25 protein-coding genes are annotated in these 25,887 nt (G+C 62.6%); 13 read left to right on the forward strand and 12 right to left on the reverse strand.

Annotation, left to right across the window (positions count from 1 at the left end; translation table 11 throughout):
* Window positions 1–226 precede the first annotated feature (226 nt).
* From M529_RS49535 to M529_RS46230, 4 genes are all read right to left on the reverse strand, one after another.
* Window positions 227–796, reverse strand: coding sequence for a hypothetical protein (locus tag M529_RS49535; RefSeq protein WP_062121710.1), 570 nt, complete (start codon window positions 794–796; stop codon window positions 227–229).
* 100 nt (window positions 797–896) lie between these two features.
* Window positions 897–1,874, reverse strand: coding sequence for an ExeA family protein (locus M529_RS46220; RefSeq protein ID WP_007685991.1), 978 nt, complete (start codon window positions 1,872–1,874; stop codon window positions 897–899).
* Window positions 1,874–3,526 carry an IS481 family transposase gene (locus tag M529_RS46225; RefSeq protein ID WP_007685992.1) on the reverse strand — a complete coding sequence of 551 codons (1,653 nt, stop codon included), beginning with the start codon at window positions 3,524–3,526 and terminating at the stop codon, window positions 1,874–1,876. The genes M529_RS46220 and M529_RS46225 overlap by 1 nt, the downstream gene beginning before the upstream one ends.
* Entirely contained in the window at window positions 3,519–4,115 is a 597-nt protein-coding gene (locus tag M529_RS46230; RefSeq protein ID WP_007685993.1) for a recombinase family protein, read from the reverse strand. Before M529_RS46230 ends, M529_RS46225 begins: the two co-directional genes overlap by 8 nt.
* Window positions 4,116–4,280: 165 nt before the next feature.
* On the opposite strand from M529_RS46230, the gene M529_RS46235 reads away from it, so the two are divergent.
* The 3 genes from M529_RS46235 (at window position 4,281) to M529_RS46245 (ending at window position 8,337) form a co-directional block, all read left to right on the forward strand.
* The gene (locus M529_RS46235; RefSeq protein ID WP_007685994.1) at window positions 4,281–4,973 is read left to right on the forward strand and encodes a hypothetical protein; all 693 of its coding nucleotides are present in this window, start codon (window positions 4,281–4,283) and stop codon (window positions 4,971–4,973) included.
* 814 nt (window positions 4,974–5,787) lie between these two features.
* Window positions 5,788–7,239 carry a TonB-dependent receptor gene (locus M529_RS46240; protein WP_021319991.1) on the forward strand — a complete coding sequence of 484 codons (1,452 nt, stop codon included), beginning with the start codon at window positions 5,788–5,790 and terminating at the stop codon, window positions 7,237–7,239.
* Window positions 7,240–8,337, forward strand: coding sequence for an aromatic ring-hydroxylating dioxygenase subunit alpha (locus tag M529_RS46245; protein ID WP_021319992.1), 1,098 nt, complete (start codon window positions 7,240–7,242; stop codon window positions 8,335–8,337). It abuts the gene before it with no gap.
* A gap of 190 nt (window positions 8,338–8,527) precedes the next feature.
* Here the strand turns inward: M529_RS46245 and M529_RS46250 are convergent, their stop codons facing one another.
* The gene (locus M529_RS46250; protein ID WP_021319993.1) at window positions 8,528–8,950 is read right to left on the reverse strand and encodes an OsmC family protein; all 423 of its coding nucleotides are present in this window, start codon (window positions 8,948–8,950) and stop codon (window positions 8,528–8,530) included.
* Window positions 8,951–9,184: 234 nt separating this feature from the next.
* Here M529_RS46250 and M529_RS46255 point away from each other — a divergent pair, with 234 nt between their 5' ends.
* Window positions 9,185–10,159, forward strand: a complete 975-nt coding sequence (locus M529_RS46255) for a glutathione S-transferase family protein (protein ID WP_021319994.1) — start codon at window positions 9,185–9,187, stop codon at window positions 10,157–10,159.
* A 160-nt stretch (window positions 10,160–10,319) separates the two neighbouring features.
* Complete coding sequence (locus M529_RS46260; protein WP_236617752.1) at window positions 10,320–11,108, forward strand: IclR family transcriptional regulator domain-containing protein; 789 nt, start codon at window positions 10,320–10,322, stop codon at window positions 11,106–11,108.
* Window positions 11,109–11,114: 6 nt separating this feature from the next.
* Here M529_RS46260 and pcaF read toward each other — a convergent pair whose 3' ends face one another.
* From pcaF to M529_RS46275, 3 genes are read right to left on the reverse strand one after another with little or no spacing between them, the layout of a single operon-like run.
* Entirely contained in the window at window positions 11,115–12,317 is a 1,203-nt protein-coding gene (pcaF, locus tag M529_RS46265) for a 3-oxoadipyl-CoA thiolase (RefSeq protein ID WP_021319996.1), read from the reverse strand.
* On the reverse strand, window positions 12,314–12,973 hold the full coding sequence (locus tag M529_RS46270; protein ID WP_031295725.1) for a 3-oxoacid CoA-transferase subunit B: 660 nt from the start codon (window positions 12,971–12,973) through the stop codon (window positions 12,314–12,316). Before M529_RS46270 ends, pcaF begins: the two co-directional genes overlap by 4 nt.
* Window positions 12,973–13,680 (reverse strand): CoA transferase subunit A, encoded by a 708-nt coding sequence (locus M529_RS46275; RefSeq protein WP_021319998.1) that lies wholly within the window; start codon window positions 13,678–13,680, stop codon window positions 12,973–12,975. Before M529_RS46275 ends, M529_RS46270 begins: the two co-directional genes overlap by 1 nt.
* Window positions 13,681–13,890: 210 nt before the next feature.
* Here M529_RS46275 and M529_RS46280 point away from each other — a divergent pair, with 210 nt between their 5' ends.
* Together M529_RS46280 and M529_RS46285 are read left to right on the forward strand one after the other, a co-directional pair.
* A complete protein-coding gene (locus tag M529_RS46280; protein WP_446692536.1) occupies window positions 13,891–14,907 on the forward strand; it encodes a maleylacetate reductase in 1,017 nt (338 codons plus the stop codon).
* 69 nt (window positions 14,908–14,976) lie between these two features.
* Window positions 14,977–15,825, forward strand: a complete 849-nt coding sequence (locus tag M529_RS46285; RefSeq protein ID WP_021320000.1) for a dioxygenase family protein — start codon at window positions 14,977–14,979, stop codon at window positions 15,823–15,825.
* A gap of 51 nt (window positions 15,826–15,876) precedes the next feature.
* On the opposite strand, the gene M529_RS46290 is transcribed toward M529_RS46285, so the two are convergent.
* The 3 genes from M529_RS46290 to hmgA form a co-directional block, all read right to left on the reverse strand.
* Complete coding sequence (locus tag M529_RS46290) at window positions 15,877–16,977, reverse strand: iron-containing alcohol dehydrogenase (RefSeq protein WP_021320001.1); 1,101 nt, start codon at window positions 16,975–16,977, stop codon at window positions 15,877–15,879.
* A gap of 68 nt (window positions 16,978–17,045) precedes the next feature.
* The gene (gene fahA / locus M529_RS0125245; protein WP_031295731.1) at window positions 17,046–18,326 is read right to left on the reverse strand and encodes a fumarylacetoacetase; all 1,281 of its coding nucleotides are present in this window, start codon (window positions 18,324–18,326) and stop codon (window positions 17,046–17,048) included.
* Window positions 18,323–19,612 carry a homogentisate 1,2-dioxygenase gene (hmgA, locus tag M529_RS0125250; protein WP_152522679.1) on the reverse strand — a complete coding sequence of 430 codons (1,290 nt, stop codon included), beginning with the start codon at window positions 19,610–19,612 and terminating at the stop codon, window positions 18,323–18,325. The genes fahA and hmgA overlap by 4 nt, the downstream gene beginning before the upstream one ends.
* Here hmgA and M529_RS46295 point away from each other — a divergent pair.
* Complete coding sequence (locus M529_RS46295; RefSeq protein WP_001389365.1) at window positions 19,589–20,353, forward strand: IS6-like element IS6100 family transposase; 765 nt, start codon at window positions 19,589–19,591, stop codon at window positions 20,351–20,353. The genes hmgA and M529_RS46295 overlap by 24 nt on opposite strands.
* Window positions 20,354–20,522: 169 nt before the next feature.
* Here M529_RS46295 and M529_RS46300 read toward each other — a convergent pair whose 3' ends face one another.
* Window positions 20,523–21,434 carry a LysR family transcriptional regulator gene (locus M529_RS46300; protein ID WP_013041683.1) on the reverse strand — a complete coding sequence of 304 codons (912 nt, stop codon included), beginning with the start codon at window positions 21,432–21,434 and terminating at the stop codon, window positions 20,523–20,525.
* Between the two features lie 131 nt (window positions 21,435–21,565).
* Between M529_RS46300 and linE the strand changes: the two genes are divergently transcribed.
* From linE to linD, 5 genes are read left to right on the forward strand one after another with little or no spacing between them, the layout of a single operon-like run.
* Window positions 21,566–22,531: a chlorohydroquinone/hydroquinone 1,2-dioxygenase gene (gene linE / locus M529_RS46305; RefSeq protein WP_007686007.1), complete on the forward strand. Its 966-nt coding sequence runs from the start codon at window positions 21,566–21,568 to the stop codon at window positions 22,529–22,531.
* 34 nt (window positions 22,532–22,565) lie between these two features.
* A complete protein-coding gene (locus tag M529_RS0125255; RefSeq protein ID WP_218847786.1) occupies window positions 22,566–23,366 on the forward strand; it encodes an alpha/beta fold hydrolase in 801 nt (266 codons plus the stop codon).
* Window positions 23,363–24,079, forward strand: a complete 717-nt coding sequence (locus M529_RS46310) for an alpha/beta hydrolase (protein WP_007686010.1) — start codon at window positions 23,363–23,365, stop codon at window positions 24,077–24,079. The genes M529_RS0125255 and M529_RS46310 overlap by 4 nt, the downstream gene beginning before the upstream one ends.
* 7 nt (window positions 24,080–24,086) lie before the next feature.
* On the forward strand, window positions 24,087–24,719 hold the full coding sequence (locus M529_RS46315) for a YciI family protein (protein ID WP_007686013.1): 633 nt from the start codon (window positions 24,087–24,089) through the stop codon (window positions 24,717–24,719).
* Window positions 24,720–24,778: 59 nt separating this feature from the next.
* On the forward strand, window positions 24,779–25,819 hold the full coding sequence (gene linD / locus M529_RS46320) for a 2,5-dichlorohydroquinone reductive dechlorinase (RefSeq protein WP_013035740.1): 1,041 nt from the start codon (window positions 24,779–24,781) through the stop codon (window positions 25,817–25,819).
* The last annotated feature ends 68 nt before the right edge of the window (window positions 25,820–25,887 follow it).

Here is a 25,887-nt window from a genome sequence, read left to right on the forward strand (position 1 = left end):
TGTAGGCGATTGCAAAGATACTGGCCTCTGCTCGCAAACAGCGCGGATTTCTGCTCAGATTTGCTGACAGCAGGTGGGCCATGCTGCTCACGCTATGCGACAATGTGCTCGCCATCATCCGCGCCTGCTCGCAAACGGAGAAGGCCTGTTCTCGCTTTCTGCCAATAGCGAGGAGTGCCGGTGAGCGGTCTGGCAGCGATCGTTCCCGCCGGGTTTGCCGTAAGCATCAGCGCTCCCACTTCCTCAGGCTAGCAACGGATTGATCGTATAATGCCTGGAGCGAGCCGACCTGATTGTCTCGGAAGTGAATCGTCAGCACGAGATTGTCATACGGCAGATTGGCCGTGCAGAGCCCCGGCCGCGAGCCTCCGCCCATGGCGGAGCAACTCGCCAGCGATGGAGGACGCTTCTGACCTGCTTCGGCTGGCAACTGGTATGTCCAGAAAACACCATCACTTACCTTGCGCAGTGTTCGGCCGCGCCATGAAAGCGGGCGACTTGCGCAGACAGTCGAGTTGACAAGCGCCTCTGTTCCCGCTGCGCGGGCACACATCCGCTTCTTGCTTGCCACGCCCACCAAGTTTCGCTCCGGCAAGCTTGCGCTCGGATTTAGGTAGAACGAGAACCCGTCGCTGGGATCGAGCGCTGGTAGAAAGAACGGCTTATCATTGTCGGATATGTCGTTGGCTCTCGGGATGTCGAAGACTCGTCCCTCCAACCTCCTCTCGGCCGAGGCCGAGCACGCGCTGAGCAAGCTGACGATCGATAAAGAAGCTGCGGTAAGATGCCTGTTCATGCCGGCAGGCTATGAGAGAAGCGCAACGTCCACAATCGGTGGCACAGACGACATGCGTTGCGTCCGCGTGCGGGAGATACCAAGGCGAGGACAGCCAGTATCATATCGGCACACCGGCTTCGCGGAGCCGCTCGGTCAGGTCGCGGGTGTGTTCGGCGTCCAGCGTTCCGGCGAGGAACGCGCGTATGTCGGACGGCCGGGTGTTGAGCTGGCTGGCGAGCGCGCCCGCATCGTAACCGTTGCGCGTCAGCGTGGGTTCGAGGTCGTCAATCGCCCGCGACAGCACCTGCTCGACGATCTCGGCCGTGACGGGCTTGGCAGCGAAGCGGAAGCCCTGCTCGAAGGCGAGTGTCAGGTGCATCTCGATCTGGAGCGGGGTGCGCAGGCGCTCGGCGATGAGGTCGATCGCGTCCTCGTTCATCAAGTCGGCAACCTTGACCCCCTCGGCCGCACAGGCGCCGAGCAGCCAGGCAACATAGTCGCGGCGTTCGGCGCCGATGCCCTCATAGTCGAAGGTGGTCGTGCGGTAGCCGATCTCTTCCATTTGCGGGCGGCGCAGGTCGTTGCGTAGCCGAGGATGGCCGACCAGAAGGACCGACAGCAGCACGCCGGCATCAGCCACCACCTCCATCAACCGCTTGAGGCCGGTCAGCGTCTTGTGGTGCAGGTCATGCGCCTCGTCGACCACCAGTACGACCGGGCGCTTGCCCTTGCGCATGATGTCGCGCAGGTCGCGCTCGCGGCGCTCGGCCTGCTTGGGAATCTTCACCTGGGCACGGTCACCGGGCGAGAGATCGTAGAACAGCGCCTCGATCAGCGAGGGCAACGAGGTGCGGCGCTTGTCGACCGCAAGCGACTTGGCGACGGCGACCTTGCCCGCCCGGGCCAGCTCGTCCTCGATGCGGCGCAGCAGGTGCGTCTTGCCCGATCCGACCAGGCCGGAGACGACGATCAACCTGCCGGTCTGCACGGCCGCACAGACCTCGCGCACGAGGTTGCGCTGATGCTCTGTCTCGAAGTTGCCGACGCCTTGGAACGGGCGGGCGAGCCCGTAGCTGGATTGAACGTCGGCGAGCATCAGCTTGTCCCCCGTCTTGACTGGAACCGCTCTCGGATGCGGTCAGCGATGATGGTCTTGTCGAGCGTTTCGCCCAGCAGCGCGTCGATGAAGGCGCGGTCTGCCTCAGGCAGCGAGCCGAGCGGTCGCCGGAGCTGGTCGACGATGGCGTGGCGCGCCGCGAGCCCGGTCGGGTATGCCGTCTCGACCGCCGGCTCCGGAAAAGGTGTTTGCCGCACCGCGAGCCCTGCGGTGGAGGGCGGCAGCGACGGCAGCGGCCGGTCGCCGCCCGTCACGGTCGCGCGGGGCAGCCCCAGCTGGTCAGCGAGCCGGACCACCTTGTCGAGCCGCTCCTCGGCGCGGCTCTTCTGATACTTGCGATAGCGGTAGAGCGGCACGGCGCCGCGCGACGGCTCGTAAGGGCCATGCCGCTTGCCGTCATGCTCCACGAAGAGCTGCTGGTCGAACAGCCCCCAGAGCAGCGTCACCGTCTCGCCGGCGAGCTCGGGCTCGACCTCGTAGGAAGCGCCCTCAACCGAGACGGTCGCGTCGCCCGCAACGGTGCGCCGCTCGGGCTCACGAGCGAAGGCGCAGAACCGCTCCCATGAACACATGGCCCGCACGCCATCGCCGGGCAGGTGCCGCAGCCAGTGCTCGATCCGCGCGTGTGGCTCGGAACGATGGTCGCCGTTGTTGTAGGTGACCAGCGCACGCCGCATCCACAGATTGGCTTCCGCCTCGTCCTTGGGTTTGTGGAAGTGGTACAACGTCTCGTGCACCTCCTTCACCGTGCGGAACGGCCGCTCGACCTTGCCCTTGGCGCGGGCCGCGGTGTGCCGGTCGTCGGCCTTCGGCGGCAGATGGGTGAGGACGCGCACGCCGAGGCTGCCCATCACCGACTGGAACACGCGCGACCGGCTGACCGGGCCGTTGTCCATGTAGATCGTGACCGGCAGGCCCTGGAACGGCAGTTCGGGCTCAGGCTTGGCGGCGAAGGCGTTGAATAGAAAGCGCAGCGCGGACTCGGCATCCTCGCCATAGACGCTGCGATATTCCTGGTAGACCACGCCCGAGCAGTCATCGACGGCCGAGAACAGCATCAGCGTGGGTTTGCCGCGACCCTGCTCGATCCAGAGCGGCGCCTCGACCTGCTTGAGGTCGGACGGGCTCATGTCGAAGTGCCACAGCTCGTTGGATCGCCGCGCCTGAAAACGAACGGCTGCGTGGGGGCGGGTCACGCGGGCATAGTCCAGCCCTGATGAGCGGAGCAGCCGGTCGATGGTCGCCCGCTTCAGCAGGCCGGGTGCTACCTTGACCAGGCCCTCCGGCGTCTCGACGCCATCGGTTTCCAGGAACTCGATGGCGCGGGCGGTCGAAACGTGCCGGCCCTTCTTGTTGGTGGTCCTGATCTTCAGTGCGGCGACGATCTCGGCGTAGCGCTCCATCTCGGCCTGCGGGGCAACCCGCGTCGCACCATGGTCGGACCGGCGCACCGACTTGGGGCGGTTCAGCTCGCGCAACGCCCGGTAAAGGGTCCAGATGGAGATGCCATAGGCCTCGGCCGCACGGGCGATGATCTCGGTGCGACCGGGGTCGCGTGGGGGCAACAGCGACAACCGTCGGCGAAGATCGATCAGCGCCTCTCCAGGCGGTCGCTTCGCCCGGTCAGCCATGGGCTGTTGCAGCCTCCTTGATCGATGCACCGCTGCCGCGCTTGCCTGCATAGCGATAGAGGGTCGCGACCGACACGCCCATGCGCTTGGCGATGTCGCGCACCGGCAACGTGCCCTCCTTCATCATCGCCCGTGCCGCGGCGACGTCGCTCGGGCGCATTGCCGATGGGCGGCCACCCTTGCGACCCTGCCGGCGCGCCTCCACTAGCCCCGCGGTAGTTCGCTCGCGGATCAGGGCACGCTCGAACTGCGCGATGGCGCCGAACACGTGAAAGGTGAGCATGCCACCCGGCGTTGTCGTGTCGATGCTCTCGGTCAGCGACACCAGCCCGATCTTCTCGCGCTCCAGATCCTCGGCCGTGGCGATCAACTTCTTGAGCGAGCGGGCGAGGCGGTCGAGCTTCCAAACAACCAGCGTGTCGCCTGCGCGCAGCACGTCTTCCAGAATGCGCGCCAGTTCGGGCCGGTCATCGCGCGCGCCCGACGCCTTTTCGGTGAACACCCGCTCGCAGCCGGCCCGCCGCAGCGCATCGAGCTGGAGCTCGGGGTTCTGGTCGCTGGTGCTGACCCTGGCATAGCCGACCCGCATGAGCGTCTGATCTTCTCCAAACTCGTGCGGGGCATACCGTTTTGCGACGCGGGTTTCCAGAACAGTTTTGACAAAGTGCGGCCCGCAGATTTACGTTGCCGGCCCAGCAAGGCGATCGGCTCGTCAGAAACGGTCGTTTTGCAGAACCGCTGAGGAGCCGGGTTCATGCAGGTGCTCGATACGGTTGGCTGGGTCGGTGATGGCGACGACACCGACTTCTTCCTCGCAATCGAGCGCACCTTCGATCTGCGCCTGCGCTCGAACCTGCCTTGGACAACGTTCGGCGAGGTGCGTGACCATGTCGTCGCGCATGTCGCAGCCTACAGCGGGGGCGGCACGACATGCGCCACGCAGATGACGTTCTACAGGCTTCGACGCGCGCTCGGGCTTGGCCGGCACGTCGGGCCGGATGCGCCGTTGGCGCCGCTGATCGGTGGGAAGCTGCGCCAAGCGTTCAGCGACCTGGAAGCCGATACCGACCTCAAGATGCCGGCGACGCGAGCCGGATGGCTTGGGATTGTCAGTGGTCTCTGCTTCGCTGTCGCGGTCGCGATCCTCGCCTTCACGACGCTGGCACCTCCCCTTCGCATCTTCGCTGCTGGAGCGAGCGCCTACGCGGGGCTATGGTTACGGCACCTCGACCGCCGGCGATTACCTCGGAGGTGCGACACTATCGGCGATCTCGCCCGACTGGTCACGGAGCAGAACCGTGGCAGGCTTGCCCGCGACGGCGCGCGCCTCACCGCCCCCGAGATTTGGCGGATCATCCAGCAACTGGCCGCCGAGGAGAGCGGGATCGACCCCGATCTGATTGGGTCGGAAACGACCTTCTTCCGAGCCAAAGTGCGAGCAGCCTGATCAATGGCTTACTGGATTGCATAGATTGATGCCGAGACACGGGACATTGCGTGGCGTCGGACTGACGGCTTTGGGTGCCGTTGTCGTCGCAGGCTCTTTCGTCGCTCTCGGATTGCGACCGGATGGGATCGCCAGCTACTATCGCGATACGCTGACTCCGGCAGGGTTTGCCATTTGGTTCTGCGGCTTCGTAGCCGCCACACTCGCTCCACCCGCCATAGCTGTACTCTGCTGGTTTGGCGCCATGCGGTTCCGCTACGGGTGGCTTCTCCACATCCTGCTTGTTCCTGCCACCTACGCCGCTGTGCGAGGATCAATCGCGCTCATGCTCGCGGTAGCAAGTGAGCCGGACAGCGATGGCCCAACGAGATGGGCTACCGATCCAGCAGTGATGCTGATGGTGGTTTGCCCCATCGTGTACTTTCTGATCTTGGGTTCCACAAAGCTGCGTGAGCATCGCGCATCAGCAAATGACTGCTAATCTCGACTTTGTAGTTGGCAGATACCATGAGCGGCCCTTTGCCGTTTGCGAGCAGACGCGGATGATGGCGAGCACATTGTCGGATAGCGTGAGCAGCATAGTCGGCTCGTTGTCAGGTAATCTGGGCAGGAAAAGGCGCTGTTTGCGAGCAGAAGCTGCTACGGTTGCAAGCGCCTACACCTAGGGCTCGACGGGAAGGATACCGGCCACCGGCTCGGTGATGTAAGCGCCCTCACGGCGCGCTTCGCCGCAACATACGAAGCCTCCAATTCGCTCGATCTGAGCTTTTCGGCGGACTGGACCCGACGGCGGGAGGAATCGGCAGGTTCGACCTTGCTGAAGATCAATCCAAATGGCCTGGGCCCGACGGTGTTCAATACGGTGATCGCGCCGACGCTGGTTCCGACCCTCGGGCCGCGCGCATTCTACAATGATCAGTATATCACCGGCGATTTTTACTCGACCTACGGGGATTTCAATCGATCGAAATCGAACCTCGATGTGTGGGGTCTCGGGCTGACCGCGAACTGGAAGGTGGCCGATTGGCTCTCCATCAAGAGCATCACCGCCTACCGCACGTCCAAATCGGACAATGATCGCGACGGCGACGGATCGCCGCTCGTCATACTCGGTCCGGCGACGCTTATCGACCAGAAGCAGTTCAGCCAGGAGCTGCAATTTTCCGGTGAAACAGCCAATCGCCGCTTCAAATGGATCGCCGGTCTTTATTATCTGAGGGAGTCGATCGACTTTGTCGCACCCGTCAATATCTCGTTCGTAGACACCGACAACCGCGCGATCATCGAGAACCGGAGCTACGCCGCCTTTGGCCAGGCGAGCTTTTCGGTGACCGACCGGCTGCGCGTGACCGGCGGCCTTCGCTACACGCGCGACAAGAAGCGCAACGCGCCGACGATCATCGCGACGCGCCTCATCGACCCGGCGACATTGACGCCGGTGCCGCCGCAGGCGCTGCCGATTCCGTTCCTCATCTCGGACGAAAGCCGGACCGACTCCAAGGTCACGCCGGCGGCAACGATCGACTATAAGTTTTCGGACGATGTCTTTGGCTATTTCACCTACAGCCAGGGGTTCAAGAGCGGCGGCTTCTCACAGCGCATCGCCTTCCCGCGACAGAAGGCGCCTTCGTTCGATCCCGAGACGGTCAAGAGCTATGAAGCGGGCCTGAAGCTGGAACTGCTCGACCGGCGGCTTCGCCTCAACACCGCGGCCTTCTACACCGACTATTCGAACCTCCAGGTCATCATCTTCAACAATGTCGAGCCGCAGACCCAGAATGGCGGTGCGGCGACGCTGAAGGGGGTCGAGTTCGAGATGCAGTCCCGGCCCGTCGACGGGCTGAGCGTGAACTTCTCTGCCGGCTATCTCGATGCGAAATATGACTCGATCAATCCCGGCACGCTGATCCCGGCGAATGCGAAGCTCGCCTACACGCCCGAATGGACGCTTTCTGGCTCGATCGCCTATGAGGCGCAGACCTCGATCGGAACAATCACGCCTCGGCTCGACTGGTCGTATCGATCGGCGGTCCGCTTCGACGCGCTCAACACGCCGGAACTCGTCCAGCCGGGATATCATCTTCTGAACGCGAACCTCACCTATGTCGACCCGAGCGAAAAATGGCGCGTGGCCCTCGGCGTCACCAATCTCACCAACCGCCATTATCTCGTCGGGGGATTCTCCGACCTGCCGGCGACCGGCTTTGTCGACGGAACCTATGCGCGGCCGCGCGAATGGTATCTGACCGTTCGCCGGAACTTCTAGGTGGGCGGGGTGATCAAAACCTCGCTGCTCCGCAACTGCTGGTATGTGGGCGCCTGGTCCGACGAGGTTGCGTTCGGGCGCCCCATGGCGCGCACGATCCTCGCCGAGCCGGTCGTCTTCCTCCGCTACGAGGATGGCAGCGTCAATGCCCTCGCGGATCGGTGTCCCCACCGCTACGCGCCGCTCCACCAGGGAAGGCAGGTTGGCGATCAAATCCATTGCCCATATCACGGGCTCGGCTTCGACCGGACGGGGACATGCGTCCACAACCCGCACGCGGGTACCCGGATCCCGAGTCACGCGGTCGCGCGCACCTTTCCGGTCGTCGAGCGCTATGCGGCATTATGGGTCTGGATGGGCGATGGCGAGCTCGCCGACCCCGATCTCATTCCCGATTTTCAGTGCCACGTCGCGCCCGACCGGAGGCTCGTGAAGGGGGTGGTCTCGATGGGAGCCAACTACCGGCTTATCAATGACAATCTCCTAGACCTCAGCCATGTCGAATTCCTGCACCCGACGACGCTCGCCAGCGAGGCGATCGCGCGCGGCGAGCATGCCGTCCATGTCGATGGTCTGACGGTCCGGTCCGACCGCTGGTGCCCCGACGGCGCCGCGCCGCCGGCATGGGGGGCGCAGATGCCCGACCACGAGGGTCCGGTGGATCATTGGCTCGAAATGCGCTGGACCGCGCCGTCGATGATGCTCCTCGATGTGGGGATTACACCGACCGGCCAACCCAGAAGCGCGGGTGTCGGGGCGCTCGTGTCGCATAACCTCACGCCGGAGACAGAAACCAGCACGCACTATTTCTGGGGTGTGACACGCGACTGGAAGACAGAGGATGAGACGGTCGATCGGATCTGGGAAGGAGCCATCGAAATGGCCTTCGTCGGCGAGGACGCCCCGATGGTGATGGCGCAGCAAGTCGCGCTCGGCGATCAGGACCTCTACGATATGCGGCCAGCGCTGTTCGAGATCGATCTTGCGCCAAACCGCGCGCGGACCATTCTTAAAAAGCTGCTGAAAGCCGAAGCCCGGAGCGAGATTCCCGAGGGGCCCGTCGACGAAAATGGGGTTGGAGCCCTCACGGCGAGCTGACGATTGAGGCCTCTGGTGCGCTGAAAAAAATGAGGCTCGAACAATCCGGAGGGGGGTCCGGGAGGGGTCGCTCGAGCCCCAGGCTGCCGTCCGCTGCCTTCACGAAACAGCGGCTATGGGATCGGTCTGCGGATTGACGACGTGCGATGTCGCTGCGGCTTCATGAGCATCGGTCAGCAGGTGAAAGCTCTTAGCCAGGTCTGGTCACGATGATCGAGCCAGCTTCCAGTGTGCGCTGAACCGGGCATTTGGAGGCGACATCGTGAAGGCGCTGGAGTTGGTCCTCGGTTAGCGCGTCGCCCTTGATTTTGATGGTCTTGTTGAAAGTGTCGACCAGCCCAGCACGGCCTTCGACCTGTTCCCGGCTGTGCACGACCTCGACGCTTACATGGTCCAATGGAACGTCGTGCTGTCGCGCGAACCATCGAACTGTCATCGCCGTGCACTCCGCTAGTGCGGAGGTAAGCAGCTGATAGGGCGACGGGCCAAGACCAGTTCCGCCTGCCTCGATCGGCTCGTCTCCGGCAAAGATATGCCCCTCAACCGAGATCCGGACGGCGAATGGAAGGCCTCCCGTCTCGGACGCTATGGCGGTGGTCGTGAGTTTCGACATTTGTCCTGGAGACGCTCGATAGTTGGATCCTGGTTAGCACTGATCATTGCACGCCCGCATCGTTGGCAGACACATCTATATGGAGGCGCGTGCCGAACTCCGTGTTCGCGACAGAGAAACGGTCGAGACTGCCACTGAGATGTTATTGTCGGTTGCCATCCGTGGGCCGAGCACCATGTCGCTGCCTGGCGGCGCAGTTGGCGCGAGGTGCAAACCCGCCAAGGAGACAAGACGATGGTTTCGACGACCGATGGCCGCCTTAAGGCTCATGAATATGGGGCGAAGGACGTGCGCGGCCGGTTCGTCCGGCGAGACGCAGCATTTCGCAACTGGATCACGGCGGACGGTTCGCCAGGACCGAGCGGCGAGGGCGGCTTTAAAGCCGAAGCCGGCCGCTATCATCTCTATATCTCGGCCGCCTGTCCCTGGGCGCATCGGACGCGCATCTACCGGCACCTGAAGGGTCTCGACGGGATGATCTCCATGTCGATCACCCATTGGTTCATGGGAATGGAAGGCTGGACGTTCGAGCCAGGCGAGGGCGTCGTGCCCGACACGGTCAATGGCGCCCGGCGCATATACGACCTCTATCAGGCAGCGGCACCGGGCTATGAAGGCCGGTTCACCGTCCCGATCCTTTGGGATCGCGATCGTGGAACGATTGTGAGCAATGAGTCCTCCGAAATCATCCGGATGTTCAATACTGCGTTCGACGGTGTCGGGGCTACGCCAGGAGACTATTACCCCGAGGCACACCGTGCCGAAATTGATCTCCTGAACGCGCGTATCTACGACACCCTCAACAACGGGGTTTACAAGTCCGGCTTCGCGACCACGCAAGAGGCATATGAGGAAGCGGTGTTCCCGCTCTTCGAGACGCTGGACTGGCTCGAGGAGCGTCTGTCTCGGCAACGCTACCTTGTCGGGGATAGCGTCACGGAAGCCGATTGGCGGCTGTTTCCGACACTCGTGCGCTTCGATCCCGTCTATGTCGGCCACTTCAAGTGCAACCTGCGCCGTATCATCGATTATCCCAACCTGTGGGGCTACACGCGCGAACTCTATCAGTGGCCCGGCGTGCGCGAGACGGTCGATTTCGAGCACATCAAGCGGCACTATTATGAGAGCCATCGGTCGATAAATCCCCACGGGATTGTGCCTGCAGGCCCGGTGCTTGATTTCGACGCCCCGCATGGGCGCGGCGGCTGATCCTGCCGTTGGCCGTCAAAATAGGAAGAAAGCAACCTCTCATGAACTGAACGGGCAAGCGTAGCGCTGCACGGTTGCTGCGGGCGAGAGATGACCGATTACCGGATATTTTGACCGACACGGCCTTCACTTGGCTGGGCGAAGACGATAGTCTGTGCCCATGTCCATGCTCAGCACTCCCAGGCTCCCCGACGGAGGCAGCGACCCACAGTTCATGCAATCGCTCGCGCGGGGGCTCGCCGTGCTCGAGGCCTTTTCCGATCATGGGTCGGATCAGACCATCAGCCGCCTTACAGAGCACACGCAGCTTCCCAGATCGGTCGTCGTCCGCTGCCTGCACACACTGGTGCAGCTTGGCTACCTGGAGCAGCAAGAGAAGTCCTACCGGCCGCGCCCACGTGTGCTGAGGCTGGCCGACGCCTTCCTCTCCGATCGATCCCTTCCGGCGATCGCGCAACCGATCCTCGAGGAGCTGCGCGACGAATTGAGCGAGTCCTGCTCGCTCGGTGTCCTCGAAGGGGACGAGATCATTTATGCGGCACGCGCGTCGCAGTCGCGCATCATGGCCGTCAGCCTGCATGTCGGGAGCCGTCTTCCGGCCTGGTGTACGTCCATGGGGCGCGTTCTGCTCGCCTCACTGCCGGTGGAGCAGCGTGAGGCGCTCGTCCCTTCCTGCCTTGCCGCGCTGACACCGAATACCCAGACCGACCGCCGGGAGCTCCTGAAGGAGATTACCGCGGTCGCGCGGCAGGGCTATGCGGTGGTTGACCAGGAGCTTGAGCTTGGACTGCGCTCCATCGCGGTACCGGTCGTCGACAAGTTGGGTGTGACCGTGGCCGCGCTCAATGCCGGTACGAATGCCTTCGACCGGTCGGCCGACGAGCTCCTTGATACTTTCTTGCCAGTGCTGCGCGCCGGCGCTGTCAAATTGTCGCGGCTAGCGCCCTGATTGTCCTCAGACGCGCTCAACGGCGAGCGCAAGTCCCTGCCCGACGCCGATGCACATCGTGATCAGCGCGCGGCGCCCATTTCGTTTTTCGAGGGCGTGGACAGCGGTCATCATCAGTCGCGCGCCGCTCATCCCCAGCGGATGTCCGAGCGCGATCGCTCCGCCATTCGCGTTGACACGCTCGTCGTGAGGGTCGACCCCGAGCGTGCGAAGCGACGCGATGACCTGGCTGGCAAAGGCCTCGTTGAGTTCGATGACATCGAAATCATCGGTCGACAGCTTGAGCCGGTCGAGCAATTTGCGCGTCGCGGGAACGGGGCCAAGGCCCATGACGCGCGGCAGGACCCCCGCGCTCGCCATGCCGAGGATCCGCGCGCGCGGGGCAAGACCGTTTCGGGCTGCGGCGCTCTCGTCCGCGACGATCAGGGCCGCCGCGCCGTCATTCACGCCGGACGCATTTCCGGCGGTGACGGTCCCGTCCGGGCGGACGATCGGTCTCAGCCTCGCAAGGTCTTCCGGGGTGGTTTCGGGGCGAGGATGTTCGTCGCGCGCGACGACAATGTCGCCCTTGCGCCCCTTGATCGTGACAGCCACGATCTCCTCCGCGAAATAGCCAGCGTCCTGCGCTGCCGCAGTGCGCTGCTGGCTCCGCAGCGCGAACGCATCCTGATCTTCCCGGCTGACAGGGTGCTCCTGCGCGACATTCTCCGCGGTCTCGGGCATCGAGTCGACGCCGTAGGCAGCGCGCATCGCCGGGTTAATGAAGCGCCAGCCGATGGTGGTGTCCTCGATCTGGGCGCTGCGCTGCCAGGCGCTTTCAGCCTTCCCCATGACGAGCGGCGCGCGGGACATGCTCTCGACCCCGCCGGCGATGACGACCTGGGCTTCCCCTGTCACAATAGCCCGCGCCGCAGCCCCGATAGCTTCCGCGCCGCTCGCACAGAGGCGGTTGACCGTGACGCCAGGAACATCAGCCGGGAGTCCTGCAAGCAGCGCGCTCATTCGGGCGACGTTCCGATTATCCTCGCCCGCCTGATTGGCGCTGCCCAGGATCACCTCGTCGATCGCATGGAGATCAAGGCGCGTATTGCGGCCCACCAACTCGCGGATCGCGATCGCCGCAAGGTCGTCGGGGCGGACGGTTGCGAGCGCGCCGCCATAGCGGCCGATTGGCGTGCGGACCGCGTCGCAGATGAAAGCGGCGCTCACGCGGCTTGCCCCGCGGTTTCGGTGACGACAGGTGCGCCGGTACGCTCGATCACATATTCGGCCGTGATGCCGGGTGCGAGTTCGACGAGCACGAAGCGTCCGGTTTCCCGATCGCACTTGAGGACGCAAAGGTCGGTAATGACGAGATCGACCACGCCTTGGCCGGTGAGTGGAAGCTCGCAACGCTTAAGAAGCTTGGGCTCGCCCGCCTTGTTGGTGTGATCCATCACGACGACCACCCTTTGAACGCCGGCGACGAGGTCCATGGCGCCACCCATGCCCTTCACCATCTTTCCAGGGATTGTCCAATTGGCGAGATCGCCGTTCGCCGCGACCTCCATCGCACCCAGGATCGCCATGTCGATATGGCCGCCCCGGATCATCGCAAAGCTGTCGGCCGAGGAGAAATAGCTGGAGGTCGGCAGCTCCGTGATGGTCTGCTTTCCTGCGTTAATGAGATCAGGATCGGCTTCCCCGACATAGGGGAAGGGCCCCATGCCCAGCATCCCGTTCTCGCTCTGCAACGTGACGTGGACGCCGTCGGGGATGTAGTTGGCGACCAGCGTTGGAATGCCGATGCCAAGGTTGACGTAGTAGCCGTCCTGAAGTTCCAGCGCTGCGCGCTGCGCCATTTGGTCGCGTGTCCATCCGGTCATCATGGGGTCTCCCGGGCGCGCTCGGTCAGCTTCTCGATGCGCTTCTCATTGATGGTGCTTTTGACAATACGATCGACATAGATGCCCGGCGTGTGAACGCAGTCCGCACTGATGGCTCCCGCCTCGACGATTTCCTCCACTTCGACCACGGTCACCTTGCCCGCGGTCGCCATGACAGGGTTGAAGTTGCGCGCGGTCTTGCGGAACTGGAGGTTGCCTTCAGGATCGGCCCGCCATGCCTTGACGAGCGAGAGGTCAGCGCGCAGCCAGCGCTCGCGAACATAGAGCACCCCGTCGAATTCCTCGACAGGCTTGCCTTCGGCCACCACCGTCCCAACTCCGGTCCGGGTGTAGAAGGCAGGGATTCCCGCGCCGCCAGCGCGAATGCGCTCCGCCAGCGTTCCTTGGGGCGTCAGCTCGAGTTCGAGGTCGCCGCTTAGATATTGTTGCTCGAAAAGTTTGTTCTCGCCGACATAGGAAGAGATCATTTTCCTGATCTGGCGCGTTTCGAGCAGCATCCACAGGCCAAAACCGTCAGCGCCGGCATTATTGGAAATGACGGTAAGGTCGCGGACCCCGGCCGCCTTGATCTCTGGAATGAGACTTTCCGGATTACCCGAAAGGCCAAAACCACCGGACATGATCGTCATGCCGTCGAAGAGCAGGCCCTCCAGCGCGGCCCGCGGGTCTTCATAGATCTTGGTCAAGGCCGTCTCTCCGAATGACCGATTATCGGCTAGTTGAATCGAACATCGGTTATGGTATAGCTGCAGCTCAACGAGTCAATGTCGAATCGCGGCCCCCGTGACTGAGTGCTCGATCGAAGCTGACACAGCGAGGTCAGGGATCGCTAGAAAACCATCGCTCTTGGAGAGGTCATCGAAATGGGATTTATCTACAATGGCCTGCCGGCACATGTGATTTTCGGCCGCGGCTCGATTGCGCAAACCGCGCAGCTGATCGGCGAGCTAGGGGGCAAGCGCGCCCTGCTCGTCACGACGCCGAACCAGGCAGACGATGCGCGGACAGCTCTTGCCGGGGCCGAGGCGATCGTAGCCCATTTCGATGGCGCGACGATGCACACGCCGACAAATGTTACTGAACAGGCGTTGGAGCTGGTGAAGAGCGAAGCGATTGACAGCCTGATCGCGTTCGGCGGCGGGTCGACTATTGGTCTTGCCAAGGCGCTGGCGCTTCGAACCGATCTCCCGCAGCTCGCCATACCCACGACCTATGCGGGTTCAGAAATGACGCCGGTGCTTGGGCAGACCGAGAATGGGCGCAAGACCACGCTGCGCGATCTTGCGGTGCTGCCCGAAAAGGTTCTCTACGATGTCGACCTTACGCTCGGCCTTCCAGCCGACATAACCGGAACAAGCGGCGTGAACGCAATCGCGCATGCGGTCGAAGGCATGTATGCACGCGACGGTAATCCGGTGATGACGGTTCTCGCGGAACGGGCGATCGGGCTTCTGGCAGAGGCGCTTCCTCCGATCATCGAAAATCCGCTCGATATTCCCGCGCGTGAGAGAGCGCTGGAAGGGGCCTGGCTATGCGGGACGGTCCTTGGGTCCGTCGGAATGGCGCTTCATCACAAGCTTTGCCACACATTGGGCGGCGCGCTGAACCTGCCGCACGCAACAACACACACGATCGTGCTGCCTCATGCGCTCGCCTATAATTTGCCGGCGATCCCTGACGTCGGAGCTCGACTCGAGAGGATTCTGCGCGGCGATCCGGCGCAGCGCCTTTTCGATCTCGGAAGGGCAATCAAGGCGCCGGCGGGCCTGCGTGACCTGGGAATGGCGGAGGCCGACATCGAAACAGTGACGACCGCGGCACTCGAGAATGCCTATTGGAACCCACGCCCGCTTGAGCGGGAGGGAATTCGCGCGCTCATCGCCAGGGCGTGGGCGGGCGAACGCCCGGCTTGAGGGGCCGGCAGCGCCGCAGATCATTAGAGCCCGCCCCGGCGGAGCCCCGTGACTTTGGAGAGGATTATCGTGACCGACCGCATTTTTCCCGAGCTCACCGAAGACGCGCTCGCGCGAATGAAGGATGCGCCCAACAAACGGCTTGCCGAGATCCTCTCCGTCGTCATCCCCCATCTGCACGATGCGACCCGTGAAGCGAAAATTACGACCCGCGAGTGGGAGCAAGCGATCGAGTTTCTGACCCGCACGGGGCACATGTGCACGGGCAAGCGACAGGAGTTCATCCTTCTGTCGGATGTGCTGGGCGTCTCCATGCTGGTCGACGCGATCAACCATGACGACGGTGGCGAGGGGGCAGGGACGCCGTCCACGGTGTTCGGGCCTTTTTATTCTGGCCGGCAGGACGTACTTCCCAAGGGCGCGTCGATCCTGAAGCGTGACGAAGAGGGCGATGCGGTTCGGGTCGAAGGGCGCATCCTCGACAGCATCGGAGCACCAATCGAAGGTGCGCTTGTTGAAGTCTGGCAGACCTCGCCAACCGGACTCTACGATGTCCAGGATCCGTCGCAGCCCGAAGGACATCTTCGCGCCAGCTTCATGACCGGCGCGGACGGGACCTATGCGTTCTCATCCGTCATGCCGGTGAGCTATGGCATTCCCGTTGATGGACCGGTTGGTGATCTTCTCGACGCGCTTGGTCGACATCCCAACCGACCCGCTCATATTCATTTCATGATCAGCGCGCCGGGCTACGAGACGCTGGTGACGCACCTCTTTATCGCCGGCGACGAATGGCTCGAAAGCGATGCCGTCTTCGGCGTAAAACCGGACCTGATCGCGTCGCCGGAACGTGTTGCTCCCGGCGAGTTCAGAATTGACTACGACTTCGCATTGGCGGTGCCGCACCGCCCCTCGTGAGTTCCATGGGCGATAGGAACGCCTAAGCGGCGCGGGCGACGGAAGGTGTCGTCAGACGAGAATCTTGCCCGCCCGTATGCCCTCGACGAGTCGTGTGACAACATCGCGATCGAGCGGCGCCGGGTTGGCAGGTGGGTGGGCGAGTACCGGGTCCACGATCATCGGAAGCACATCCTCGCGCAAGCCAAGCAAGGCGAGCGCCGACGGCGCGCCGAGTTCGATGGCCCATGCGCGGAGGCCGGAACCAGGGTGCTCACCGAAGAGCTCGTACAGGATTGCCCCTTCGCGGCCGAGGTAGGGCGCATTGAGCGCGACGACATGGGGCAATACGACGCTGTTGTTGTCGCCGTGACTGATGTCCGTAACGCCGCCAATAAGGTGGCAGATCTTGTGGTGCAGGCCGATCCCCGCGATCGCTACCAGGTGTCCTCCAAGGAAGGCGGCATAACAGAGCTGCTCGCGAGCGGCGATGGAAGTGGGGTTCCTTACGGCGACGGGGAGGTTCTCGAAAAGGACCCTCATGCCGATCGTCGCCAGGTCGGCTGCGAACATATTAGGAGTGGCGGGGTAGAGGGCTTCCACCAGATGGGCCAGACAGTTCATCGCGCTGCGAACTAGCTCTCCCGCCGGTAGACCAAGATAGAGGTTGGCATCGTAGAGGACCGTCCGGGCCTGGGCGCGAGGGTCGATGCGGGTGTGCTTCACGCCATCCGCCTTCCAACCATAGACTGGTGTCATGTCGGATCCGGCGAGCGTCGTCGGGATGGCGATGAGCGGTTTGCCTGTAGCAGCCGCCAGGAACTTTCCGAGACCGGTGGTAGAGCCCCCGCCAATCGACACGAGCCCGTCGCAGCCGCTTCGATGGAACGTCCCAAGGGCCGCCAGCGACACCTGCTCTGGACTATGGGGCTCGGCCCAGCCGTACAATATTCCGCCATTCTCCTTGAGGCGTTCGAGTAAATCCGCATAGCGACGCCCCCCTGATGGTGTCGTGAGCACCATCGGTTTCGCAATCGAAAGCCGCGCCAGCTCATCGGGCAACGTTCCGATCGCGCCGGCGGCACATATCACCCTTATGGGCCCGGGCTCGTATGCAAATGCCGAAATCTCGGGGGGAGTCATTCGCTTCAAGTTTGTGTCTGCCCCGGCCATGTAGCCCTCGCCTGAAGAATTGAAATTTGGATTGCGCGTTCATCTCGAACGGCGTGGCCACGACGTCGCTAAGCGTGCGACACGATCGTCGCCCGACAGGACCCAAAGCCGATGGGCGCAAAGCCTTCGGCACGGGCCGTGCCGCTGATCAGGATTTCGTCGCCATCCAGAAGGAAGGTTCGTTGCTCGCCCGTAGGGAGCGTGATGGGTTCCATGCCGCCCGCCGTGATTTCCATAAGGCTCCCCAGGCCGGATGGACAGGCCGTCGAGATCGTCCCGGTACCGAGAAGGTCGCCAGCCATCAGATTGCAGCCGTTCACGGTATGATGAGCAACCATCTGCGCCGCGGTCCAGTACATCGCGCGTGCATCGCTGAGACTGAGGCGAAGTGGCTCCATGCCCTGATCACGCATCGCTGCCGATGTCATTGCGACCTCCAGCTCGATCGCGAACGCTCCGCGCGCCTGGTCGTTTGCGTCCCACAGGTACGGAAGGGGTCGGGGATCGCCATCGGGTCGCGGCGCTTGCGGAACCCGGAAGGGTTCGAGGGCCTCCGCGGTCACGATCCAGGGCGAGATCGTAGTATGGAAGTTCTTGGCGAGGAAAGGACCCAGTGGCTGATATTCCCAGGCCTGAACGTCTCGCGCGGACCAGTCGTTGAGGAGCGTCAGACCAGCAATATGCGTATGCGCGTCGCTGATGGGAATCGGTGATCCAAGAGCGTTGCCGCCACCGACCCAAACGCCAAGTTCGAGCTCCAGGTCGAGGCGATCAGTGGGCGCAACGAGCGGTTCCACCGTGTCGGGCAATCGCTGCTGGCCAACCGGTCGAACGACCGGCACGCCGGACACTCGAATGGACGAGGCTCGGCCATGATAACCGATCGGGATCCACTTATAATTTGGAAGGAGGGGTGTGGGCCGAAGCAACTTGCCGATGTTCGTGGCATGATGAATGCCGACATAGAAGTCGGTGTAATCGCCGACCCGAGCGGGCAGGTGCATGATGCACTCCGCCGCCGGGTGCATGTACGGCCCGAGCGCTGCCGCATGGCGGGTATCGGAAAGCAGCGTGGAGAGACGCTGCCTGAGCGCTCGACGCTCATCGGCTGGCAGACCGAGGAGGCCATTAAGTGTAGGGCCGGCGATCGCGGTGCCCGAGCGCGGAGGAAGCAGGTGAGCGATGCCTCGGAGATCGAGTATTTGGTTCCCGATTGCCGTTCCAGGACGCGGCTCGGCTCCTTCGCGTGAGAAAATACCGAGCGGCAGGTTCTGGATCGGGAAGTCGGCGTGGCCCTGAGCGCTCTCAACCCAGCTTGTCAGCTTTGCGTCATGGGTTTCATCGATCATGGCCGGTTCACCTGTGCTTTGGGAAAGCCGGCCCAGACTGCGTCATAGTCGAGCTGCGAAGTGGCGAGGGCATGCGCCGTCGGTCGGTAGGGCCAGCAGGTTTCGATCATGAAGGCCATGGTGCCGTCGATCTTGTGCGGCTGCAGTGCCGCTTCGCTCGCCGCCTCCCAGGTCGCGACATCGGGGCCGTGCCCTGCCATCATGTTGTGCAGGCTTATCGCGCCAGGGACAAAGCCGTCCGCTTTCGCGTCATAGACACCATGGATGAGGCCCATGGCCTCGGACATGACGTTTCGGTGGAACCAGGGGGGGCGGAAGGTATCCTCAGCGACCATCCAGCGCGGCGGGAAAATTACAAAATCGGCATTCGCACGGCCTGGCGTGTCGGAAGGCGACGAAAGCACAGTGAAGATCGACGGATCCGGATGATCGAAGCTTACCGTTCCCATCACGTTGAACCGGGCGAGATCGTAGCGGAACGGTGCGAGATTGCCGTGCCAGGCAACGACGTCGAGCGGCGAATGGTCCAGCGTCATGCTCCAAAGTCGACCGAGATATTTCTGGACAACCTCGGTCGGCGTATCGCGATCCTCGAACCAGGCGACGGGCGTTTCGAAATCGCGGGCGCCTGCAAGCCCATTGGAGCCGATTGGGCCCAGTTCGGGCAAGCGGAACATCGCCCCGAAATTCTCTGCCAGATACCCCCTGGCGATCCCGTCCGGGAGGATGACGCGAAAGCGAACGCCCCGCGGAACCAGCGCAATCTGTCCCGGAGCGAGATCGATCCGGCCGAGCTCGGTCAGCAGGAGCAGGCGACCCTGTTCGGGGATGACCAGGAGTTCGCCGTCGGAATCGTAGAACACCTTGTCGACCATGTCTCGATTGGCGGCGAAGACATGGAACGCAACGCCCTCGAGCTGCTCGGGGGAGCCGTTTCCAAGCATCGTGACGATGCCGTCGACGAAGTCGGTCGGAACGTCCGGAAGCGGCTGGGCCCCCCATCGCAGCCGATTTGGTGGGAGCGCGCCAGGAGCCGGCTCTGCATCAAATAGTGGCGCTGAGCGATAGGGTTCGAAGGGTGCGTGATCCGCGGTAGGCCTCAAGCGGTAAAGCCAGCTGCGGCGGTTTTCCGAGCGCGGTGCCGTGAACGCGGTACCGGAGATGGCCTCGGCATAGAGTCCGAAGGGCGGGCGTTGGGGCGGGCTCTGTTGCAAAAATCGTGAAGCTTGAGCATGCTTGGCGGAGATTGGACGGACGGAACGATGACGGATTTCAAGTGGCGCCATTTCCAGGGTGATGTGATCCTGTGGGCGGTGCGCTGGTATTGTCGCTATCCGATCAGCTATCGCGACCTTGAGGAAATGCTGGCGGAACGCGGCATTTCGGTCGACCATACGACGATCTATCGCTGGGTCCAGTGCTACGCCCCGGAGATGGAGAAGCGGCTGCGCTGGTTCTGGCGGCGTGGCTTTGATCCGAGCTGGCGCCTGGATGAAACCTACGTCAAGGTGCGGGGCAAGTGGACCTACCTGTACCGGGCAGTCGACAAGCGGGGCGACACGATCGATTTCTACCTGTCGCCGACCCGCAGCGCCAAGGCAGCGAAGCGGTTCCTGGGCAAGGCCCTGCGAGGCCTGAAGCACTGGGAAAAGCCTGCCACGCTCAATACCGACAAAGCGCCGAGCTATGGTGCAGCGATCACCGAATTGAAGCGCGAAGGAAAGCTGGACCGGGAGACGGCCCACCGGCAGGTGAAGTATCTCAATAACGTGATCGAGGCCGATCACGGAAAGCTCAAGATACTGATCAAGCCGGTGCGCGGTTTCAAATCGATCCCCACGGCCTATGCCACGATCAAGGGATTCGAAGTCATGCGAGCCCTGCGCAAAGGACAGGCTCGCCCCTGGTGCCTGCAGCCCGGCATCAGGGGCGAGGTGCGCCTTGTGGAGAGAGCTTTTGGCATTGGGCCCTCGGCGCTGACGGAGGCCATGGGCATGCTCAACCACCATTTCGCAGCAGCCGCCTGATCGGCGCAGAGCGACAGCCTACCTCTGACTGCCGCCAATCTTTGCAACAGAGCCACTTTGAGGTTTAAATTCTGATCGACCCGGACTGATCCCACTCCGGATGCTCCTATCTGTCCGGCCCGGGTTTAACCTAGGCCGGGCTTTCTTTGCTAGGTCGATGGCAGCTTTCTCACATCCGCGCGGACAGCACCTTGTGCAGGAGCTGTCGCAACCAGCGGTGAGGCGGGTCGTCTTGGTTCCTCGCATGCCAATATTGCCTGACCTCAAATGCTTCCATAAGAATTGGCGGCCGCACGGCCCGGAGTCCGTAGACCTCGGCGAGCCGACCAATCACGCGAGCCGGAGCGGTAAGAATAAGGTCCGACTCGAAGCAAGCTGCCAACGCCACGAGAAAGCTGCTCGCGACGATCCTGATCCGATCGGGATGGATCTTGTCGAGGAGAGCGCGTTCGACGGCACGATGGGCATGGGCCATACCCTTGGTGCTGACCACGATATGATCTGCGGCCATGAAGTCATCGGTCTCACCGGACTTGATGAACGGATGACCTTCCTTTCCGAAGCACAGATATTCCTCCTGGTAGAGCCGTTGCGTCTTGATGCCGGCAACAAGGCTCGGATAGGCGCCGACGGCGATATCGACATGCCCGGTCTCGAGCGCGCTCACCATTTCATCGCCGCTCAGCGTGAGTGCGCGGTAGCTGGTGTGTGGTGCCTCGAACCGCGCCGCCGAATGCAACGCCGTCAAAACGACAAGATGGGCGATGTCCGATCCGGCAATGATGAATTCGCGCTTGAGACGGTCAGGTGAGAATGTCTGCCCGCCTTCAGCCAGGTCGCGACGCAGTTCCAGCAGTTGCTGAACAACCCCGGCGATCGCCTCGGCACGTGGTGTCGGCTCCATGCCGTCGCGCGCCCGGACGAGAAGCGGGTCGCCCAATGCTTTGCGCAGGCGCGCCAGCCCATGGCTGGCGGTGGGCTGCGGTAGGTCGAGTTCTCGTGCAGCGGCGCTGACGCTGTGCCGCTTTAACAGCGCATCCAAAAGCACCAAGTGCCGAAAATCCAGGTCATCTATATTCACAATCTGAATTGTATCTATGAAGGTCCGCCAATTGTCAAATACTCCCTGATCCCTCAAACAGGCTGCAGCAGCGATCGTTGTGCAGGTTTGAAGAGACGATCCGCAATCGCAGAAAATAGTGGAGAGCGATCATGATGCAACTGCCCGAACGCGTCGAAGGACTTCATCACATCACCGTCGCGACCGGATCCGCGCAAGGCGACGTGGATCTTCTCGTCAAGACGCTGGGACAGCGGCTCGTCAAGAAGACGATGTTCTACGACGGCGCACGGCCGGTCTATCATCTGTATTTCGGCAATGAGCTTGGCGAACCGGGCACGCTGTACACCACTTTCCCCGTTCGCCAGGCTGGCTACACCGGAAAGCGTGGTGCAGGGCAGATATCGGCGGTTTCCTATAACGCACCCGTCGGTACGCTTTCCTGGTGGCAGGAGCATCTCATAAAGCGCGCTGTGACCGTCTCGGAAGTGCGTGAGCGGTTCGGGCAGAAATATCTGTCGTTCGAGCACCCCGACTGCGGTGTCGGCTTCGAAATCATCGAGCAGGACACGGACGGCCAGTTCGAGCCCTGGGACTCTCCCTATGTGCCCAAGGAGGTCGCGCTGCGGGGCTTTCACAGCTGGACGGCCACCCTAAATCGCAATGAGGAGATGGACTCCTTCATGCGCAATGCCTGGAACCTGAAGCCCCAGGGACGCGACGGCAATTACCAGCGCTACGCTTTCGGCAATGGCGGTGCGGCCAAGGTGCTAGACGTCTATATCGATGAGGACGAAAGGCCCGGCACCTGGGCGCTTGGCGAAGGCCAAGTTCATCACGCCGCGTTTGAAGTCGCCGACCTCGACGTGCAGGCCGCGCTCAAATTTGACGTGGAAGGCCTCGGCTACACCGATTTCTCAGATCGCAAGCACCGCGGCTACTTCGAATCGATCTACGTTCGTACGCCGGGCGGCGTGTTGTTCGAAGCCTCGGTCACGCTTGGTTTCACCCATGACGAGAGCCCCGAGAAGCTCGGCAGCGAGGTCAAGGTCGCGCCGCAGCTCGAAGGTGTAAAGGACGAGCTCCTCCGGACGATGAACGATCCGATCGTCATTTGATCGCAAGGATGACTCCGCAGGCTGGGTGAAGAGAATGTGGCGACATCGGGCAGTCAATAGCCGAAATGGTGCGCGGATCGGTGTTCATACCACTGGCTTGCCGAGCGGTGAGCCGATCCTGCTCCTTTCTTCCCTGCTGGCCGACTGGCGGTCCTGGAATGACGTGGCCGGTCGTTTACCTTCAGGGGTATATGCGATCACGATGGACCTGCGGGGTCATGGAACGAGTTCGCCGAGTGCCGGCGACTACAGTCTAGCCGAACTGGCGGCCGACGTGCTTAATGTAATGGATAACCTCGCGTTTGCAAGAGTTCATCTTGTTGGCACGTCGGTCGGGTCGATGGTCGCGCAATATCTTGGCGCCACGGCGGGACACCGGCTTATCTCGCTGACACTCGTGGCAGCAGGTTCTCTCGTTCCAGAGCCAGCTTGGCCGATCTGGGACAAGCGGGTGGCCGCAGTGCGCAGCGGCGGGCTCATTACGCAGGTGCCGATCGTGTATCCGGCATGGTTTTCCGGAGCGGTCGACCAAGGTCTGCTGGATCTTGCTGAGTCGATGATCTTGGCCACGACAGTTGCCGGATTCACCGGCGCTGTCGCAGCGATCAAGGGCCATGACGCGAGAAGCCTTCTTCCGCAGGTCGAAACGCCAACGCTCGTCATAGCCGGTGCGAACGATGCCGCCGTGCCACCGGAGGCGGTCCGCGCGACCGCCGCTCTCATTCCAGGTGCCGCATTCGAAGTTGTGACGGGTGCCGCGCACCAGGTCGCGATGCAGCATCCTGTCGCCTTTGCGGACCGGCTATGCCGCCATATTGCTGGAGCGCCGCGATGACGTTTTCCCCTGAAGGACCCTATGGGACAATCGTGACCGGCCCGCCTGTCGAACAGGCAAATGCTGCGATCATTCTTCTGCACGGCCGTGGCCAGCGTGCGCAAGCGATGCTGGAACTTGCGAGACAGCTCGATCTGCCCTCTGTCGCCTGGCTTGCCCTGCAAGCGCCCGCCGGGGCGTGGTACTCGCCCAAATATGACGGGTTCGATCCAGACGGCGACAGGTCTGTGGCTGACGCCTGCACCGCCTTGGCTGAGATCTCCTCGCGGCTGGAAGCAGCCTGGGTCGCGCTAGACCGTCAGGGCATAGTCGGCTTCAGCCAGGGTGCCTGCCTCGCCAGTCACTTCATGTGGTGCGGCGCTGCGAAAATGGGGTTCCTGGGCTCGCTGACCGGAAGCCTCCCGGGTTTTGAGCTCCCAACCGCGCCAGTTGAGCCTCGGTTTACCGGTCTCAAGGCGATATTCACAGGTGGTCTGAACGACGATTGGGTCAAGGCAGAGCATGTGCGGGAGACAGCTGAGCGCTTTAGACTCTCTGGTGCTGATGTCGGCGAGTATATTCAACCGATCAAGGACCATGGAATTGGGGCGGACGAGATCGCGTTGTTGCGAGACACCCTGATCGCACGCTTCGAGCTGAACCCGCCGGTCCCTACGCGCGGGCCGCGACATCAGCCGCTCGTGCCGCAAAGCACGCCAAGTCTGACGGATTGAACGTCCCATGCTGTTCTCCGTCATAACCACCATCTCGCCTGAAAAGCTGGCAGAGCGCACAGCAGCCATACCGGCACACCGCGCCTATCTTGCGTCGCACACCGCAAGCATTTTGGCAGTGGGGACCACCTTCGCCGAAGGCGGCGATTTGGTCGGATCGACATATCTCGTTGATGTCGACGATTGGAACGCAGCCCGGGCCTTCATCGCCGAAGACCCCATGACCGTGTCCGGGGCACGTCAAAGCATCGACATTCTTGAATGGCGGATGGGCGGGTTCGATCGGCGATACCCCTGGCAAGGGGCGAACGTCGAGAGACAAGACGCAGCGCATCAAAGTCTGAATAAGGAAGGGGTGAGCGCTGCGCCCCAACCTTCGCTCCGCACACGCCATCTCAGAGTGTTGCTGCTGATCACCACGCTCGCGCCGCTAGTGGCCCTCGTCAACATTCTCTTGGGCGACACCATTGCCCATCTTCCCGTTTTGCTGCGCTCCTTCTTGGTCGTGGGGCTTGTCGTGCCCGCCGCGACCTATGTTGCACTGCCGCTGCTTACCGGCCTTGCGCGCTGCGTGGGGCAGGAGCGCCGGGAAAGTTCACCAGCCATCCGGCCGCCGGCGGAACACACTCATTCTACATGACGATTTAGCCCGCAAAAATCCCCGAACGTCTCAGTTCCAGGCAAAAGGATCATAAAAATATGAGCGCTGATACAGAAACCCTGGCGAGGAAAGTCCGTGAAGAGGTTATCAAGCCTGAGCAATCGACTCTGATTAGCCCGGATCGACAGTCACCGAGCCTCCTTCGCCGCGAAGCGACGGTCGAACCGCGGTTCGAACTGTTCCACTTCGTGTTCTCAGTCTGCTCGCAAAAGGTGCGCGGCACCCTAATGGAGAAGGGCGTGACCTTCGGCTCCAACGAGTTGACGATCCTTCCCCCGCAGAATGAGAATTATTGTCCGCAATATGTCCGGCTGCGGTTGCGATCGGAAGCCGCAGCCAAGCACCGTCCTGTCAGCTCGTTCACTGGGCAGTCGTCTGTTGATTCCGAAGGGTTCGACCCGCTCGTCGTACCGACCCTCGTCGACCATGAGACCGGCCGGATCCTCGCCGATTCCAAGGCAATCTGCCTCTACCTCTGCGACGCCTTGTCCGGCGGTACCGATCTTCTGCCCGCCGACATACGGGAGGCTGTGCTCAAGCAGGTCCAGCTCGCTGACACGACGCCCCATGTAGCCCTGCTCTACGGCGCCGATCCGGACGGTGATCGTCGGCCCGAAAGCATGCAGGCGGTCATGCCCGGCATCCACGCACACAAGATCGACGCCGTGCGCCGCAATATCCCGCTCGCGGACGGCGACCCGCTTCTCCTCGAAGCCTACCAACACAAGATTGTGAAGGAGGAAGCCGCCGCCTCGTTCGTCATCAACGAGCCGCAAATGCGGACCGCCATCTCGAAGGCGGAGCAGCTGGTTACCGATCTCGATCGCGACCTCGGGGCGTCCACCGGACCTTGGCTGTTCGGCGACCGCTTCACGCTCGCCGACCTGTTCTGGGCCGTCAGTCTCTACCGCTTCCTCTGGCTCGGCTATTCGGGTTTCTGGAAAGACGGTGCAGGCAAGCCCCGTGTCGAGGCCTATGCCAATCGGCTCTTCGCGCGGCCCTCCGTCAAGGATGCGATCATCCAGTGGCCCGGCCATCCGCCGAGCGAGAATGTCATCCATCTCCTGAGCAACGCCTAAAGGCAACCACCGCGCCGTCCGCAAGCGACGCGGTCCATGCCCTGAACGCGTCGTCCGGCAGGGCCGAG

Origin of the sequence: Sphingobium ummariense RL-3, assembly GCF_000447205.1 — a bacterium.
GTDB lineage: Bacteria > Pseudomonadota > Alphaproteobacteria > Sphingomonadales > Sphingomonadaceae > Sphingobium > Sphingobium ummariense.